At 73.5% G+C, this 16,542-nt stretch carries 12 protein-coding genes; 4 read left to right on the top strand and 8 right to left on the bottom strand.

Annotated elements, in window-relative coordinates; genetic code table 11:
- Positions 1 to 61: 61 nt before the first annotated feature.
- From B446_RS29180 to B446_RS29170, 3 genes are all read left to right on the top strand, one after another.
- Positions 62 to 1,099 (top strand): polyphosphate kinase 2 family protein, encoded by a 1,038-nt coding sequence (locus B446_RS29180; RefSeq protein ID WP_020943032.1) that lies wholly within the window; start codon positions 62 to 64, stop codon positions 1,097 to 1,099.
- 39 nt (positions 1,100 to 1,138) lie between these two features.
- Positions 1,139 to 3,871, top strand: a complete 2,733-nt coding sequence (locus B446_RS29175; RefSeq protein ID WP_020943031.1) for a cation-translocating P-type ATPase — start codon at positions 1,139 to 1,141, stop codon at positions 3,869 to 3,871.
- Positions 3,872 to 3,975: 104 nt separating this feature from the next.
- Positions 3,976 to 4,821 (top strand): patatin-like phospholipase family protein, encoded by an 846-nt coding sequence (locus tag B446_RS29170; RefSeq protein ID WP_020943030.1) that lies wholly within the window; start codon positions 3,976 to 3,978, stop codon positions 4,819 to 4,821.
- Positions 4,822 to 5,226: 405 nt separating this feature from the next.
- Here B446_RS29170 and B446_RS29165 read toward each other — a convergent pair whose 3' ends face one another.
- From B446_RS29165 to B446_RS29140, 6 genes are all read right to left on the bottom strand, one after another.
- The gene (locus B446_RS29165; protein WP_148305756.1) at positions 5,227 to 5,496 is read right to left on the bottom strand and encodes a hypothetical protein; all 270 of its coding nucleotides are present in this window, start codon (positions 5,494 to 5,496) and stop codon (positions 5,227 to 5,229) included.
- Between the two features lie 62 nt (positions 5,497 to 5,558).
- The gene (locus tag B446_RS29160) at positions 5,559 to 6,617 is read right to left on the bottom strand and encodes an NlpC/P60 family protein (RefSeq protein WP_020943028.1); all 1,059 of its coding nucleotides are present in this window, start codon (positions 6,615 to 6,617) and stop codon (positions 5,559 to 5,561) included.
- 37 nt (positions 6,618 to 6,654) lie between these two features.
- Positions 6,655 to 7,137: a poly-gamma-glutamate biosynthesis protein PgsC/CapC gene (locus B446_RS29155; RefSeq protein ID WP_020943027.1), complete on the bottom strand. Its 483-nt coding sequence runs from the start codon at positions 7,135 to 7,137 to the stop codon at positions 6,655 to 6,657.
- Entirely contained in the window at positions 7,134 to 8,786 is a 1,653-nt protein-coding gene (gene pgsB / locus B446_RS29150) for a poly-gamma-glutamate synthase PgsB (RefSeq protein WP_020943026.1), read from the bottom strand. The genes B446_RS29155 and pgsB overlap by 4 nt, the downstream gene beginning before the upstream one ends.
- A 6-nt stretch (positions 8,787 to 8,792) precedes the next feature.
- Entirely contained in the window at positions 8,793 to 11,054 is a 2,262-nt protein-coding gene (locus B446_RS29145; RefSeq protein ID WP_020943025.1) for a cache domain-containing protein, read from the bottom strand.
- Between the two features lie 412 nt (positions 11,055 to 11,466).
- Positions 11,467 to 12,651, bottom strand: coding sequence for a CapA family protein (locus B446_RS29140; protein WP_052352198.1), 1,185 nt, complete (start codon positions 12,649 to 12,651; stop codon positions 11,467 to 11,469).
- A 134-nt stretch (positions 12,652 to 12,785) separates the two neighbouring features.
- On the opposite strand from B446_RS29140, the gene B446_RS29135 reads away from it, so the two are divergent.
- Complete coding sequence (locus tag B446_RS29135) at positions 12,786 to 13,685, top strand: hypothetical protein (RefSeq protein WP_234967576.1); 900 nt, start codon at positions 12,786 to 12,788, stop codon at positions 13,683 to 13,685.
- Positions 13,686 to 14,036: 351 nt separating this feature from the next.
- On the opposite strand, the gene B446_RS29130 is transcribed toward B446_RS29135, so the two are convergent.
- Entirely contained in the window at positions 14,037 to 15,326 is a 1,290-nt protein-coding gene (locus B446_RS29130) for an ABC transporter substrate-binding protein (RefSeq protein WP_020943022.1), read from the bottom strand.
- Positions 15,327 to 15,370: 44 nt separating this feature from the next.
- Positions 15,371 to 16,531, bottom strand: coding sequence for a hypothetical protein (locus B446_RS29125; RefSeq protein ID WP_020943021.1), 1,161 nt, complete (start codon positions 16,529 to 16,531; stop codon positions 15,371 to 15,373).
- Between the last annotated feature and the right edge of the window lie 11 nt (positions 16,532 to 16,542).

Raw genomic sequence — 16,542 nt, 5'->3', positions numbered from 1 at the left:
GGGGGCCGGGTGCGGTGTCGTGGGCAGGCCCCGGCCGCCCTGACCGGAGAGGGGCTGACCGGTGTCGGACGACAGAGCCGCACGCGTCGCGGAGTTCGTCGCGCCCCTGCGCGTGGCCCCGGGCGCGAGAGTGGACCTCGCCAGGGACTTCGACCCGTCCTGGAAGGCGGGCCTGCGCAAGCGGGACGCGGCGGAGCTGCTGCGGTCCGGGGTGGCCCTGCTGGCCGAGTACCAGGAACGGCTGGCCGCCCAGGACACCTACGGGGTCCTGCTGTGCCTGCAGGCGCTCGACGCCGGGGGCAAGGACGGGACGATCCGGCACGTCATGAGCGGGGTCAATCCGCAGGGCGTCCGGGTGAGCAGCTTCAAGGTGCCCTCGGCGGAGGAACTGGACCACGACTACCTGTGGCGCTACGCCCGGCGGCTGCCCCGGCGCGGCGAGATCGCCATCTTCAACCGCTCGCACTACGAGGAGGTCCTCGTGGTGCGGGTGCACCCGGAGAACCTGGTACGGCAGCGGCTGCCGGAACGGGCCCGCGGCCCGGGCGTCTGGGACCGGCGCCACCGCGAGATCAACGAGTGGGAGCACTACCTGACGGACAACGGGTTCAAGGTGGTCAAGGTCTTCCTGAACCTGTCCAGGGAGGAACAGCGCGTCCGCTTCCTGAAGCGGATCGACCTGCCGGAGAAGAACTGGAAGTTCTCCGCGTCCGACGTCCGCGAGCGGCGCCACTGGGACGAGTACCAGCGGGCCTTCTCCGAGATGCTCTCGGCGACCAGCACGGAGTGGGCCCCCTGGTACGTGGTGCCGGCGGACCGCAAGTGGGTCGCGCGGGTGTGCACGTCCGCCGTCCTCGCGCACACGCTGATGGACATCGACCCCCGCTACCCGGACGTGGGCGAGGAGGCGCGCAGGGAACTGCTCGCCGCCCGGGAGGACCTGGAGCGGGAGGCGCCCACGGGGGCCGCGGCCGACCCGTACGCGGCCCGGCACACGCCGGCGGACCCGGCGGGGGCGGCCGGCCCGGAGCGGAGGGACGGCGGCGAGCAGGGCGGACGGCGGGGCGGGAAGCACGGCGCGAAGCACGGCCGGCGCTGACACGGCCGGACCCTCGGCGCCCGGATCGGAGGCGACGCGATGACGGTGCGGTCGGACTCGGCGGAGAGGGGCTCGGACTCCTCACAGGGGGCGCGGCGACCGTGGTACACGGTGCCCGCGCCCGAGGTCGTGGCGGCGCTCGGCGTCGACCCGGCGGCCGGCCTCACCGCGGCGCGGGCCGCCGAACTGCTCGCCGCGCACGGCCCGAACGCCCTGCCCGAGGAACGGCGGACGCCCGCCTGGCGCCGGTTCCTCGCGCAGTACCGCAGCTACATGCAGCTCGTGCTGGTGGCCGCCGCGGCCGTCTCGCTGGGCATCGGGGAGTGGACGACCGCGGTCCTGCTGCTGGTGCTGACCCTGCTCAACGCGGTGGTGGGCCTGCGCCAGGAGGGCAAGGCCGAGAGCGCGATGAACGCGCTGAAGTCGATGCTGGAGGCCACCGCCCGGGTGCGCAGGGACGGCGTCGAGGCGGAGCTGCCCGCCGACCGGCTCGTCGTCGGCGACGTCGTGCTGATCGCCGCCGGCGACCAGGTGCCCGCGGACGGGCGTGTGATCGAGGCCAGCGCGCTGCAGATCGACGAGTCGGCGCTCACCGGGGAGAGCGTCCCGGCCGCGAAGGACACCGGCGCCGTGTCCGGTGACCGGCTGCCGCCCGGCGACCAGACCTGTATGGCGTTCATGAACACGCCGATCACCCACGGCAGCGGGGTCCTCGTGGTCACCGCCACCGGCGAGGACACCGAGCTGGGCAAGATCTCCGGGATGCTGTCGGCCACCGGGAAGGAGGTGCCGCCGCTCACCCGGGAGCTGGACAGCCTCACCCTGTGGATCACCGGGGCGGCCGGACTCACCATGATCGTGATGTTCGCGCTGGGGCGCGGCCGCGGCCAGCCCTGGGACACGCTGTTCGTCAGCGCGGTCTCCCTCGCCATCGCGGCCATCCCCGAGGCCCTGCCGACCGTGACCCAGGCGATCCTCTCCGTCGGCAGCCTCAACCTGGCGAAGCGGAACGCCATCGTGAAGGAGCTGCCGTCGGTCGAGACGCTGGCGTTCACCTCGGCGATCAACTCGGACAAGACCGGCACCCTCACCATGAACCAGATGACCGCCGTCGAGGTGCTCACCCCCACCGACCGGTACACGGTCTCGGGCACGGGTTACGGCCTCGAGGGCAGGATCCACCACGCCGCCGGCACGGCCCCGGGCATCGAGGACGCGATCCTGCCGTACGCCATGGCGAGCGACGCCACGCTGGTGGACGGCGCGGTGGTCGGCGACCCCACCGAGGGCGCCCTGCTGGTGCTGGCCCACAAGGCGGGCCTGGACGTCGACGCCTCCCGGGACCGGCTCCCCCGGCTCGCCACCCTCCCCTTCGACCCGTCCTACAAGCTCATGGCCACCTTCCATGCGGCCGTCGACGCCGCCGGCCGGCCGGTCGTCCGGTGCTTCGTCAAGGGCGCGGCCCCCGCGGTGACGGCACGGGCCGCCGACGCGCTCGTACCGGACGGGACCGTCCCCTGGGACGCGGAGCTGCGCGAGCGCGCCGAGGCGCAGACCCGGCGGATGGGCGGCGAGGGGCTGCGGGTGATGGCCGCGGCCACCCGCGACCTCGACCCGGCCGCGTTCGACCCGGAGGGCGACCTGCTCGCGCACGTCACCGGGCTGCGGGTGACCAGCCTGGTCGGCATGGTCGACCCGCCCCGCGCCGAGTCCCGGGACGCGGTGGCGGACGCCCGGGCGGCGCAGATCAGGGTGCGCCTGGTGACCGGCGACGACGTCACCACCGGCGCGGCGATCGCCCGGCAGATCGGCATCCCCGGCGAGGCCGTCCTGGGCGCCGACTTCGCCGCCCTGAGCGAGGAGGAGCGGCTGGCCCGCATCGACACCGTCGGCGTGGTCGGACGGGTCGCGCCGGAGCACAAGGTGCTGCTCGCCGACACGCTCAAGAAGAAGGGCGACGTCGTGGCGATGACCGGGGACGGCGTCAACGACGCGCCCGCCATCAAGGCGGCGGACATCGGCATCGCCATGGGCAGCGGCACGGACGTGGCGAAGAACGCCGGCCGCATGATCCTCTCCGACGACAACTTCGCCACCATCGTGTACGCCGTCGAGCAGGGCCGGACGATCTACGACAACCTCACCAAGTACATCCGGTTCGTCCTGCTGCTGCTGGTCACCTTCGTCCTGACGTTCCTCGGCGCCACCGTGCTGAACATCGCGGCGGGCGAGCCGTTCACCCCGCCGCAGGTGCTGTGGATCCACTTCGTGGTCAACGCCTCCTTCGGCTTCGCGCTCGGCTTCGACCGGGAGAGCCCCGGGCTGATGCGCCGCCGGCCGCGGCCGCGCGGGGAGTCGGTGCTCACCCGGCCGGTGCTGGTGACGGTCGGGCTCGGCGGGCTGGCGATCACCGTCGTGCTGCTCGGCATGATCCGGCTCGGCCAGGCCGTCTTCGGCAGTGTCGCGATCGGGCAGTCGGTCGCGTTCACGGCCTTCGCGCTCTGCCTGATCGTCGCCGCGTTCGAGTGCCGCAGCGAGACGGAGTCCGTGCTCACCCCGGCCACGTTCGACAGCCGGCAGATGAACTGGGTGGCCCTGGCCCAGTTCGCGCTCGCCGTGTTCGTGACCCAACTGGACGGCCTGCGCCGCCTGCTGGGGACGACCCGGATCGACGCCCGGCAGTTCGGCTGGGCGCTGCTGTCCGCCGTCGTCCTGCTGCTCCTGTGGGAGCTGGGCAAGCTCCTGGCCCGCCGGGCCCGGCACGCCCGCTGACCCGTTCTCCGGGACCCCTCGCGAACTCCGGCGGCCGGTCCGGCGTAGATTCCCTTGCGGATCAACGGTGTTCAGGGACTTCCAGGGGCTTCCGAGGAGTGGACATGACCGAGGCGTTGGTGCTGGGCGGCGGCGGGGTGGGCGGGATCGCCTGGCTCACCGGGGTGTTGGCGGGGCTGGCCGAGCGGGGGCGGGACGTGACGGGGGCCGGCCTGCTGCTCGGGACCTCCGCGGGCGCGACCGTCGCCGCCCAACTGGGCAGCGGGCTCGGCCTGGAGGAGCTCTACGCCCGTCAGGTGGACCCCGCGCTGCAGTCCGCCGAGATCATGGCCGAGATGGATCTGGAGAAGTTCGGCGCCGAGTTCGGGGCCGCGGCGGCCGCCGCCTCCTCGCTGCCGGAGCTGCGGCGCGCGGTGGGCCGGATGGCGCTGGAGGCGCGGACCGTCACGGAGGCCGAGCGGCTGGCGGTGATCGAGTCGCGGCTGCCCTCCCACAGCTGGCCCGAACGCGCGCTGAAGGTGGTCGCCGTGGACGCCGGGAGCGGCGAGGCCCGGGTCTTCGACCGGGACTCGGGGGTGCCGCTGGTGGACGCGGTGGCGGCGAGCTGCGCCGTGCCGGGCGTGTGGCCGCCGGTCACCGTCGACGGACACCGGTACGTCGACGGCGGCGTACGGTCCATGGCCAACGCCGACTACGCGGACGGCGCGGACCGGCTGGTGGTCCTGCTCCCGCTGGGCGCCACCGATCCGTTCCCCACGGAGCGGCCGGTGGAGCGGGTCGTCGCCGAACGGCGCGCGGCGGGCGCCGAGGTGTGGGTGATCGAGCCGGACGAGGCGTCCCGGGCGGCGATCGGCGACAACGCCCTCGACCCGGCCACCCGCCGCCCGGCCGCCGAGGCGGGCCGCGCCCAGGGCCGCGAACTGACGCCGCCCTGGGACGACCGGGGCTGAGCCCGGCCCGGGGGGCGGTTGGCCCGACCCCTGAGGCTGAGGACCCGACCCCTAGGGCTGGGCCCGACCCCTGAGGACCCGACCCCCGAGGCTCTGGGCCCGATCCCTGAGGCTGAGGACCCGACCCCCGAGGCTCTGGGCCCGCCCCCTAGGGCTGGGCCTGACCCCCGAGACTGAGGACCCGCCCCCTAGGGCTGGGTCCGACCCCCGAGGCTCTGGGCCCGACCCCTGAGGCTGAGGACCCGACCCCCGAGGCTGAGGACCCGCCCCCTAGGGCTGGGCCCGACCCCCGAGGCTGAGGGCCCGACCCCTGGGGCGACGAGCCCGACGCCTAGGGCGGTGAGCCCGACCCCTGGGCGGGGGCGCCGACCGTGCTGATCGGCGCCCCCGCCCGGGGCCTGTCCCCTACTGGTGCCGGACCGTCCTGAGCGGGTCCAGGCGGGGGGCCGCGCCGGTCGGGCCCGTGCGGGCGACCGTGGCGGGCAGGCCGCCGTCGGTGCGGGCCGCGTAGGTGCTCTGCCGGGAGGCCGCCGGGACGGCGCCGTCGTGGTACGGGTGGTGCACGAACCGACTCGCGCTCGCGCTGATCGCGGCGCCCGCGGCGTCCAGCGCGGCCTTGGCGACCGAACCGGTGCCGCCGAACGCGGTCACCGAGTTCGTACAGGGGCTGGGCAACTGCAGGTTCCGCACGCGCGGTTCACGGACGCGGGGTGACCGATCCGGCTGCCGCCGGCGGCTCACAGGCGCTTGGCGCTGCGCAGCAGGCCGGCGTAGAAGCCGTTGCCGTCGATGCGGGAGGCACCGCCCTTGTCGCCCATCGTCGGCCCGTTGACCTCCTTGCGGCTGGAGATGAAGACGCGGTGGCCGTCGGTGTCCACGCCCAGATACATGGCGACGTGGTCCAGATGGTTGCCGGTGCGGTGGTCCATCTTGAAGAAGAGCAGGTCACCGGGCTGGACGACGTCGATGTTCTGGGGGCGCGTGTACCACGGGGACGGGCCGGAGAGCTTCAGGACGTCCACGCCCACCTTCGAGCGGGCCATGCCGTCGGCGCTGCGCGGCAGTCCGTCCCCGTCGGTGTTGGTCGCCATCAGCGGGAAGCGGGCCCGGTAGCCCCAGACCATCCGCATGAACCCGGAGCAGTCGAGGGCGCGGTAGCGCTCCTTGCGCGCCACCATCGTGGTGCCGTTGCGGAAGGTGTAGTTGATGCCGAGATAGTCGTAGAAGTCGTTCTGCTCCAGGCGGTCGACGCCGTCCGCCTTGAAGGGGCCGAAGACGGCGTCGCCCGCGTACGGGACACCCTCGTCGTCCTTCTTCACGGGCGCGCCCTGGACGTACTGGAAGGCGATCGCGAAGATGTCGTCGGCCTCGCTGCCGTTGTACTCCTTGAACCAGTCCTTGAACCACTTCTCCTTCTCGGCGCCCTTGTGCCAGGCTTCCGGCATCAGGCGGACCCAGTCCTGGGTGACCACCCGGGACTGGGTGTTGGCCGGCTCGGTGAAGGTGCGCGAAGGACCGCGGAGGGTCGCGGTGCGGGCTCCGTCGGTGAACGTGCCGAGGATGTCGCCGTTCTCGCCGCGCAGCACGGAACGCGTCGGGTTGTGCAGCCGCTCCCAGGTCTGCTTCCCGGTGGCCTTGCCCGAGTTCTCCAGGTCGGGGCGGTCGGTCACCGCCTGCACGGCCGGGACCTTCGCCTCCTCGTCCTTGCGGAGCTCGTAGGTGAAGTAGGCGCTGCCCGCGAGCAGCGAGAGGACCGTGACCGCGTGGAGAACGGGACGGCCTTTGCGCTTCGGCATGATGAGGGCTCCAGGATCTTCCGGATGGCGGGCGGGCTCAGGCGGACGGCATGGCGCCGAGGAGGATTCCGGCGGTCAGCACCACATAGGTGGCGAGGGTGACCGAACCGGTCGACAGCAGCGTGGCTCCCTTGGGCTGGCGCACCAGCTGGTAGCCGACGAGACCGGGAACGATGAAGCCGAGGGTCTGGTTGGCGTACAGCAGCGGGAACTCCATCTGGAGCACGATGATCACGGTCGCCTGGATCAGCACGCCGGTCAGCACGACGGCCGCGAACAGCCGCTTGCCGTAGAGGATCACGAAGCGCTGGAGCAGCAGGGTGCTCGCGTACGTCAGCACGGTCACGCCGACGACCAGGGCCGCGCGCTGGAGGTCCTCGATGAGGGTGAGCGCCAGCCAGCCCGGAGTGATCATGCCGCCGGGCGAGAGGTTGGTCGTGAGGTAGCAGATCAGCGAGAACATCAGGCCCAGGCCGATACCGATCGCGGCGATCTCGGGGGTGAGGACGGAGGGGATCAACGGGGCTCTCCTGGGCTGCGCCACTGCTGCGGGTCGTCGGCGGGGTGGGCGGGGGGTAGGCGGGGTTCGAAGAGGCCGTGGGCGCCGTGCTGTTCGGTGGAGCCGTACGGCCGGGCGGGTGCGCCGCCGGGGCCCTGCGACACGGACGGCCAGGGCTCGGCGGCCTGGTGGGGCTGGTAGGCGTGGTACGCCTGTTCCGACGGTTCCCCGTGGTCCGGCCGACGGGGGGACGGATCGTGCGCGGTGCGCTGCACGGGGACGTGCGGCTGCGGCGCGTAACGCGTCTCGTACGCCTGCGAGTACCGCTGGTAGGGGTCGATCCGCGGCGCGTACAGCCGCACGGTCTCGACGTGCTCGGGCACGCCCGACGGGACCGGGCGCCGCCCGCTCGCCGCGGTCGCGGGGCCGTGCGTCGGCGTTGTGCTCGGCGCTGCGTTCGCGCCGCCGTCCTCGGGGGTGTCCTCGCTGTCGTCGGCGGGGAGTTCGGCGAGGTGCTCCAGGAGGTGCTCGCCCTGACCGTGGATGTTGCCGATGGCGACCAGTGAGCTGTCCGGGCCGAGTTCGCCGAGCAGCAGCCGCATGAACTCCTCGGGCTCGCGGCGCTCGCCCCCGAGGTCCACCGCGCGGGAGCGGTACTCGGCGGGCATCGCGTCGATGGCGCTCTTGGCCGGGTGGCCGATCACGAACACCTTCTCGGGGTCGAGATCGGGGATGATCTCCCCCATCTGCCCGTTGCGCTCGACGCGGTCGGGACGGCAGTTGACGACCACGTTGAGCGGCCGGTGGATGGCGCCGAGGTCGAGGAGCTGGTTGATGTTCATCAGCGTCGACTCGGGGTCGTTGGCCGCGAAGACGTTGGCGAAGCGGAGCTTCCTGCCGTCCTCGGTGACGTACCGCTCGACCGAGAGGACACCCGGGTCCGGCGGCGCGTCGTACATGCCCTGCAGGGCCGTTTGCCGCTCCACACCGAGGAGTTCGGCGACCTTGAGCGCGATCGCCACGTTCTCCTTGAAGGTGAACCAGCTGAACCCGCGCAGCTCCTCGTCGGTGACCGTCTCCGGGTCGGCGTAGATCAGCTCGCAGTCGCGGGAGTCGGCCTCCTCCTGGAGGATCGCGAAGCGCTCCTGCTCCGCGGTGACGCAGATGCCGCCCTCCGGCATGGAGCGGGAGAGCGAGCGGGCCACGTCGTCGAGGGTCGGGCCCATCTCGGCGAGGTGGTCCTCGCGCACGTTGCACAGGACGCCGATCGTGGAGCGGATCAGCTTCGACTGGTTGATCTCCTGGAGGGCCGGCATGACGGCCATGCACTCGATGACCAGCGCGTCCGGATGGTACGCGGCCGCGCGCCGGACGATGCCGATCTGCTCGACGACGTTGGCGATGCCGAACTTGCGGTAGACCGGCTCCTCGGTGGCGTCCGGGTGGATGAAGCGGGCGGCCGTGCCGGTGGTCTTGGCGACCGTGACGAGGCCGCCGCCGCGCAGCGCGCCCGCGCACAGCCGGGTGATGGACGACTTGCCGCGGATGCCGTTGACCAGCACACGGGCGGGGACGTGGTTCAGGTTGGTGAAGTGCCGCCGCTGTTCGACGACGCCCGCGACCAGCAGGATCGCGCAGCCCACCATCAGGACGGCGTAGAGGAAGAGCACGGCCGATCAGTTCCTTACCTGCTGCTGGGAAGCGGTGTCCGGGACGCCGCGGCGCCCGGCCGGCTGTGGTCCGCGCTGTGCCTGGAGCTGTTGGCGGATCAGCTCCAGGGAGCGGGTGACCGCGCCGACCTCGTCGTGGTTGCGCGGGAACAGGACCGTCTTCCGGTCGCCGTCGGCGAGGGCCTCGGCCTGTTCCGCGAGGGCACGCAGCGGCCGGGCCACCACGATGTGCATCCAGCCGAGGCAGGTGGCGGCAGCGGCGGCGCCGAGCAGTCCGGCGAGGACGGTGCGGTGCTGGACGTCGTACTCCGGGATGGCGAGCCGGTTCGCCGGCTGCCAGCTCACGACGGTCCAGCCGAGTTCCTTGGCGGGGCCGCCGCCCACGAAGGGGGCGGCGCCGGCGATCTGCACCCCGTTCTCGCGGTACAGGACGCCGGCGGGGTGGGCGGACTTGCCGACGCGCTGGCCGGCCGCGAGGACCAGGTCCTTCAGGCGGTCGCTGGGCAGGGACTGGAAGGCGAGGTATCCGGTGTTGCCCGCGACGACCTTGCCGTGGTCGTCGACCACCCGGACGACACCCAGGCCCGGCCGTTTGAGCATCGAGTTGAGGAAGTCGATCCGGAACTCGCCGACGAGCGCCGAGCCGTCCCGCCCGGGGATCTCCGCGGTGCCGACGATCAGGGGCTTGGTGCCGCCCCGCCCGAGCAGTTCGATCGGGTCGGCGGTGGCCGGCTTGGTGCGGGCCGCGTGCGGTGCGCCGCCGACCCGGGTGACCACCCGGCCTGCGGCGTCCACGACGTAGAGCGACTGGTAGCGCAGGTGCTGGTTGAGGGTGCGGTCGAGCACCTTGGTCATGTCGGCGGGGGTGGTGCGGTCGCCGATCAGCGAGGCCACGGACTGGAGGTCGGCCTCGCCCTCGTTGAGCGCGCGGCGCACCCGGTCGGTGAGCGTGTCGGTGCGTTCGCGCTGGTCGTTGACGAGCTGCTGCGGCACGACGACGGTGGCGTCCGCCCGGTTGAGGATGAGCAGCAGCGGAGCCGACCAGGCGAGCAGCAGGAGCGCGGACACGGCGAGGAGGCCGCGGGTGCCGATGCGGCGCGCCCCGCGCGGGGCGGGCACGGGCCCGTCGTCGCCCCCGGGTTCGCCGAGCAGCCGGCGGCGCAGCCGTTCCAGGGCCGTGCCGATGCGGTGGGCCTCGCCGTAGCCGGGGACGTTCACCGGGCGCGCCAGGTCGCCGCGGGTGAGCCGGCGCGATTCGAGGAAGAGCCGGATCAGCGGCCGCTGGACGGTGCCGAGCAGGACGGCGACGGCTATGCCGCCGATGAGCAGCAGGGCACCGGCGGCGACGAGGCCGAAGACGGGCGAGGTGGTGTGGGTGGGGTCCTCGGCGACCTTCACCATGGCGACCACCGTGAGGCCGAGGGCGGTGGCGGTGGTGGCCTCGCCGGGCTGGGGTGAGGAGAGCGTGGCGTAGCCGGCCACGGACCGGTCGCTGAGCCAGGTGCCGCCGAGCAGGCTGCCGCTGATGCCGAGGTAACCGCCGGAGCCGGGCTCCTTCGTGGTGAGCGGCTTGCGGCCCGCCTGGCCCGCCGCTTTCTTGGCGAAGGCCCTGAGCTGCTTGTTCGATGCGGTGACCTCCTTGCGCTGGAGGTCGGTGAGCACCTGCTCGGGCTCGGGGATGCCGTCGCTGCTGAGGATGGTCCCGGCCCGGTCGACGACCGCGATGGCCCGGAACTGGCCGAGGCTGATGCCCGGGAACTTCAGGCTGTTGGAGGCGACGAGGAGCAGCTGGGGCCGGCCCGGCCAGGACAGCAGCGCGAAGGAGAGCAGCCGGACCTCGCCGTTCTCCAGGCGCACCATGCGCGGGGCGAGTCCGCCCTCGGCGCCGAGCTCGGACCGGTCGAGCGAGGTCAGCGGGACGGTCTCGCCGCGGGCCGCGACGAGCTTGCCGGAGCGGATCTCGATGACCGCCGTTCCCATCCACTTCTGGTACGTGTTGCCCAGTTTGTCGAGCACGGCGTCACCGGAGACGGGGGCACCGGCGCTGAAGAGGCCGGCGGAGCGTTCGAGGTCGGTCACCGACTCGTCGATGGAGGCGCGCAGAGCGATCGCGCCGTCCTCGGCGAAGTGCTGCTGCGAGGTACGGACGGCCTCGGGGAGGCGGGTGTCGCCGGCCGGGCCGAGCACCAGGGCGGTGACGGCCGCGAGGGAGAGGAGCAGCGCGGAGAGGACCGCGATGGGCGGTCTGATGCCACCGAGCAGCGACATGTCGGCTCTACGGCGGGCACGGTGCTGCCGCGCCGGGGGCGATGGCGCCACGGACAGGTCCTCTCAGGCGGTGCCACGGGCGGGAGCGCCTGGTGGCGGCCCCGCCGGCGGGTCGGGTGCGGTGCGGAGGCAGCAGTGTGAAACGGGTGAGAAACGGGTGAGAAAACTGAGTCTCCGAGCGGGTGAGACCGGCAAAGGCACCACAAAGTTGTACGGGTTCGGAGTGATCTGGACTACATCGGCGTTTCAAGTGAACGATTCCGAGCACGTGTGATCGTTTCGGATACGGATCGTCTCGCCGGACCCGGAGCCGGGGGGAGGGCCGGCGAAAGCACCCCTCCCCCCGCGGCCAGGGCATGCGAAAGCGCCCGGCCCTCGTGCGGGCCGGGCGCGGGTCTCCTCGACCGGCGGCTCAGCCGGGCAGCTCCGTCAGGGGCCTGAGACCGTCCTTCGCCGCACCGCGGTTGAGCATGGTGCCCTCGGTCCGCTCGAAGGCCAGCCGGAGACGGGAGCGCTCCACGTCGCTGAGGTCGTCCCGCTTCAGCTCGGCCGCCACGTCCACCAGGCGGTAGTCGCGCACCTGGCCCTTCACCGGCTCGGCCGGGGTGCCGTCCGCCGTCACCTCGGGGTCCGGCGGGATCTCCACGAGGGTCGGCTCGTAGCGCGGCTCGACCTGCCACCTGCCGTCGCGCTCGGTGAAGGTGAACCAGCCGATGACCCCCTCCTCGGTGAGGCCGGTCGGCACGTCGTGGCGGGCGACCTGGTTGCCGAGCCCGTACGCGATCCAGGTGCCGTCGACCTTCTCCATCGGCTGCACGACGTGCGCGTGGTGCCCGATGATCAGGTCGATGCCGGTCCTGCGGGCCAGCTGCCGGGCGAACTCCAGCTGCGGGGTCGACGGATTGGGGTGGTGCTCACGGCCCCAGTGGATGGAGAGGATCACGACCTCGGCGCCGGCCGCGCGGGCCCGCTTCTCGGCGGCCCGGATCCGGCCCAGGTCGTTCTGGTTGACCAGCCAGGGCTTGTCGTTGGGCAGCTCGTGGGCGTTGAAGCCGAAGGCGAAGGAGATCTGCGCGACCTTCACGCCCTTGACCTTCATGATCAGCGGGGTGAGCGCGTCCTTCTCGGTCCGGAAGGAGCCCGTGTGCTTCAGGCCGGCGGCGTCCAGGGTGTCCAGGGTGCGCTCGACTCCGGCGTAACCGTGGTCGATCGAGTGGTTGGAGGCGGTGGAGCAGGTGTCGTACCCGATGTCCTTGATCGTCCCGGCTATCTGCGGCGGGATCAGGAAGTCGGGGTAGCTCTCGAAGGGCCCCTTCGGCTTGCCGATCACCGGTTCCATGTGGCAGATCGCCAGGTCGGCCTTGCTGATCACCGGCTTGATCCCGGCCATCAGCGGGCCGAAGTCCAGCCCGTCGGTGCCCTTGCCGGTCTTCCCGGCGTCCGCCCTGGCCTGGTCGATCAGCTGCGAATGGATGAGGATGTCCCCGGCCGCGGCTACGGTGAACGAGCGTCCGCCGCCCGCCGGCGCCGAGTCGTCACCGCCACCGACGAGTCCGCACCCCGCCAGCGCGGCGACGAGGGCGAGCGGGGTCAGCATCGAGGGCAGGGCGCGGCGGCATCGGCGTCTGATCACCGGGATATCTTGGTACAACCATGAGGGCAAACCGCTCCAGAACGATAACGATCGCAACACTTCTCCTAGTCGTCGCCGCTCTGGCAGGCCTGGGAGCCGTGCTGTCGCGAGGCTCCGACGGCACCGCCGCCGACGCACCCGCAGGCCGTCGCGGGGACGGTCCGTCCTCCGTCGACCTGGCCCGCTCCGTCGCCGCCTACACCGGCCGCTTCACGCCGGGCGGCGGCTTCCGGCCGCCCGGACGCACCGAGCGGGAGACCGTCGCCCAGGGGGTGGCACTGCTTCTCGACCACCATCGCGAACAGGCCGAACACCGTCTCGCCGAGGTCGATTTCGCGGTGCGTACGACGGTCGACACGGTCACCGGCAGACGCTTCGCAGAGGTGTACGACCGTGTGGACCAGGGACCCTCACCGCGCGGCTGGGGCCGTGTCTTCCTCGACCTCGACCACCCCGTGCGCTGGTCCGTACAAGTACCCCACCCGGTCGCCGACCGCGACACGGAACAGCTGGGCGTCCGTGTCCTCAGGGGTGCCCCCGGTGGCCTTCTGGTCATTGCTGGTGCACATCGCGAATCCGGCGAGGGGAACGCGGCCGATGTGGCGCACCGCCGGGACACCGTCTTCCACGCGATCTGCGCCGAGCTCGTCGCCCGTCGGGTACCCGGCATCCAGCTGCACGGTTTCGCCCGGGAGTCGGCCCCGCGCTACGACGTGATCGCCTCCACGGGCGCCGGGGCGGACGGGCGCGCGGCGGCCCGCCGGCTCGCGGACGAGCTGGGCGCACGCCACTTCTCCGTGTGCCGGGCCTGGGTCCGCTCCTGCCCGCTGCCCGGCCGGGACAACGTGCAGGGCCACGAGGCCGCCGCCCACGGGGTCGCCTTCCTGCACGTGGAGTTCGCTCCCGGACCACGCACGGAGCCCGCGACCGCCTCGCGGGCGGCCCGGGCCGTCTCCGTCGTCACCCGCGGCTGGGCCGGGGGCACGCGGACGGGCTGAGCGCCGGCCGCGTCCGAGGGCGGCGCACGCGGACGGGCAGAGCGCGGGGGCATCCGACGCCGGGGACGCGGGCGAGCTGAGCGCGGGTGGCGTCCACGACTCGGGGCGCGCAGGCAGCCGAACGCCGGGGGCATCCGCGACCGGCGCGCACGGGCGGACCGAACGCCGGCGGCATCAGCGACCGGCGCACGCAGGCGGCCCGAACGCCGACGGCACCCCCGGCCCGCACACGCAGGCGGCCCGAACGCCGACGGCACCACCGGCCCGGGCCCGGGGCGGTGGGCGCTCCCTTCGCCGGGACGCCGCCGTCCGGGCCGGGAACCAGGCGTCGTCGCCCCGTGCCCGGAGGGCTCAGGTGCCGCGGTCGCAGACCGAGGGCAGCCAGGTCAGTTCCTCGTTGCTGCTGATGCTGTCCAGGTCCGCCAGGAGGGCGTCCAGGTGGCTCGGGTCGGCGAGGAAGTCGATGGTGGCCTGGGCGAAGGCGTCGCGGACCGGGGGCGGCATGGCGTCGGAGGCGTCGAAGCAGTGCGCCGCGCCGGTGTCCAGCAGCTCGCGGGCCAGGGAGCGGTGCCAGGAACCGCTGGGGTCGGCGGCCGACTGGGCCGCGGTGGAGACGGAGAACCCCGACTCCTTCGCGTTCCAGGCCCGTTGCGCGTCGGCGGAGGCGAGGTGGCGGATCAGCTTTCGCGCCTGCGGGGTGTCGTGCAGCAGGGCCACGAGATCCCCGGAGACCTCCCAGGCGTTCCGGGCCGTGGCACCGGGGATCAGTTCGGCCGAGGGCCGGTACGCGCCGTGCGCGTCCTTCCAGGGCCGGTAGCTGCGCACGAACGACGCCTGGTGTTCCAGCGTGCACTGCCGCGGGTGCCCGGCGAGCAGCTTGGAGGCGTCCTGGTAGCCGGTCTTGAGCGCCCGCGCCACCAGCTCGGGCGAGTGACCGGCGCCGACCAGCCGCCCCCAGGTCCGCCAGGCCCGTTCCACCTCCTTGGACTGCCAGGGCAGCCGCCCGCGCGCCCACCGCTGGTACGTCCGGGGGCCGGCCTGCTGGAGGAGGATGTCCTCGACCCAGTCCGTGCCGGGCCAGCCGCTGGTGGCGCCGGAGCCCAGCCCCACGCACCACCGGTCCGGCCGCCCGGCCGCCCGCCGCAGCTCCGGGACGGCGGTGCCCCCGGGGTACCAGACGAGGCTCTTGACGTCGGCCTTGAGCGGGAACCAGTACACGTGCCCGTGCAGCGGGGTGGCCCAGGAGGTGCCGAACGCGCCCTTGGGGAGCAGGTCCTCGACCGGGTGGAGCTGTCCCCGGCCCGCGTAGTCGGCGAGTTCGCCCGGCCCGGTGAGCACCACGACGTCGGGGGGCGTGCCCGTCTCCACGTCGGCGCTGAGCACCTGGCTCTCGGCGGAGCTGCCCTGGTAGTCGACGTGGACGTGGTGCGCCCGTTCGAACGGGGCGATCACCGCGTCCCGCAGGTGCCGGGCGTCGTCGCCGGTCCAGTTGGCCAGCAGCGTGACGGTCGGTTCCTGTCCGAGCGTGCGGACGCCCACCACGGCGGCGGCGGCCAGCACGGCCAGGCAGCTCGCCACGACGGTGACCACGCGCACCAGCCGTCGCGACGGGCGGCGCCGGGTGCCGGGCCCGTCCGGCACGGGGGCCGGACCACGGGCGGGTCCGGGGCCGGGAGTGCGGGCGCTCACCGGGGCCTGAACCGGTAGTCGTTGATGTGCTGCCGCAGGCCGGTCTCGGCCAGTGCCATGAGCAGGGCGCCTCCTATCACGATCCACACCGCGGCCGCCGCGCGGAATCCGGTGTGCGCCAGGTGCGCGGCGGCGTCCTGCCCCGCGCGGGGGATGGCGGGGCCGGGCGGCGCCCCGTCGAGCAGGGCGCGGGTGTCCGCCATGCCCCGGTGGGTCCAGACGGTGAACAGCAGCAGGACCGCGAACCCGGCGGCCAGCAGTGCCCCGGCGGCGATCAGCCGGCGGTTCCAGCGGCGCCGGAAGCGGTGGCGCAGGAAGAGCTGCGTCTCCGCCAGGGCCGCGAGGAGGGCGAGGACGAGCAGGGTGGAGGCGGTCCAGCCGAGCCACATGAGCGGCCCGAAGGAGGTCTGCCGCTTCACCGCCGCGAGCTGCCGCGTGCGCAGCGCCTTGAGCCGGGCCTCGATGCTCGCGTCGTCACCCTTGAGGATGTCCGTGGCGTAGCTGAGGTAGGCGTCCCGCAAGATGCTGCGCTCGGGCTCCAGTTGGGCCTTCTGGACCATGCCGGAGTAGCCGGTGATCAGTCCGGCGACCGTCTGCACGGCCTGCCGGGCGGCCGGGCCGCCCGCGTCGTCGGCGGCGGCCACCGAGATGCTCTGCGCGGCCACCGAGATCTGCTTCTGGAATTCGCTGAGGGACGGCGGTGTCCCGGTCGCGTCGGACTGGGCCGCGTCGAGCGCGTACAGGGCGGTGTCGATGGCGAGGACGGCGGGCGCGCTGGAGGTGCGCAGCGGGTCCGCGTCGCCGTGCACACCCTCGTAGGACAGGAACAGGGAGAGGGTCAGCAGGGCGCTCAGGGTGAGCAGCAGCCGCCTGCGGACGGCCAGTTCGTGGGCGGTCGTGCTGCCGTCCGTGGGCGGCCGGCGCCCGCCGGCCAGGAGCCGGGCGAGCGGACGCGGCAGGAACGCGCCGTCGCGCGGGCCGGGGACACGGCGGGCGGCCGTGGCCGCGCCCGGGCGGTCCCGGCCACCGGCCCCGGTGCGCGCGCCCGGCCCGCCGCCCGCCCCCGCGACCTCCCCGCCACCGGCCCGCGTGCCTGGACCGCCGCCGGTCCGCGCGCCCGCCTCGCCGCCGGTCCGGGCACCCGTGTCGGCGCTCACCGGGCCCCCCT

The organism is Streptomyces collinus Tu 365 (genome assembly GCF_000444875.1).
Classification (GTDB): Bacteria; Actinomycetota; Actinomycetes; order Streptomycetales; family Streptomycetaceae; genus Streptomyces; species Streptomyces collinus_A.
Note: the sequence above shows the minus strand (reverse complement) of the source record. Positions and strands in the feature narration are given on the sequence as shown.

Bases quoted from the DNA above. Each gene is read 5' to 3' on its own strand.
- B446_RS29175 (WP_020943031.1), top strand. From the start codon at position 1,139: ATGACGGTGCGGTCGGACTCGGCGGAGAGGGGCTCGGACTCCTCACAG.
- B446_RS29170 (WP_020943030.1), top strand. From the start codon at position 3,976: ATGACCGAGGCGTTGGTGCTGGGCGGCGGCGGGGTGGGCGGGATCGCC.
- B446_RS29160 (WP_020943028.1), bottom strand. From the start codon at position 6,617: ATGCCGAAGCGCAAAGGCCGTCCCGTTCTCCACGCGGTCACGGTCCTC.
- B446_RS29145 (WP_020943025.1), bottom strand. From the start codon at position 11,054: ATGTCGCTGCTCGGTGGCATCAGACCGCCCATCGCGGTCCTCTCCGCG.
- B446_RS29140 (WP_052352198.1), bottom strand. From the start codon at position 12,651: ATGCTGACCCCGCTCGCCCTCGTCGCCGCGCTGGCGGGGTGCGGACTC.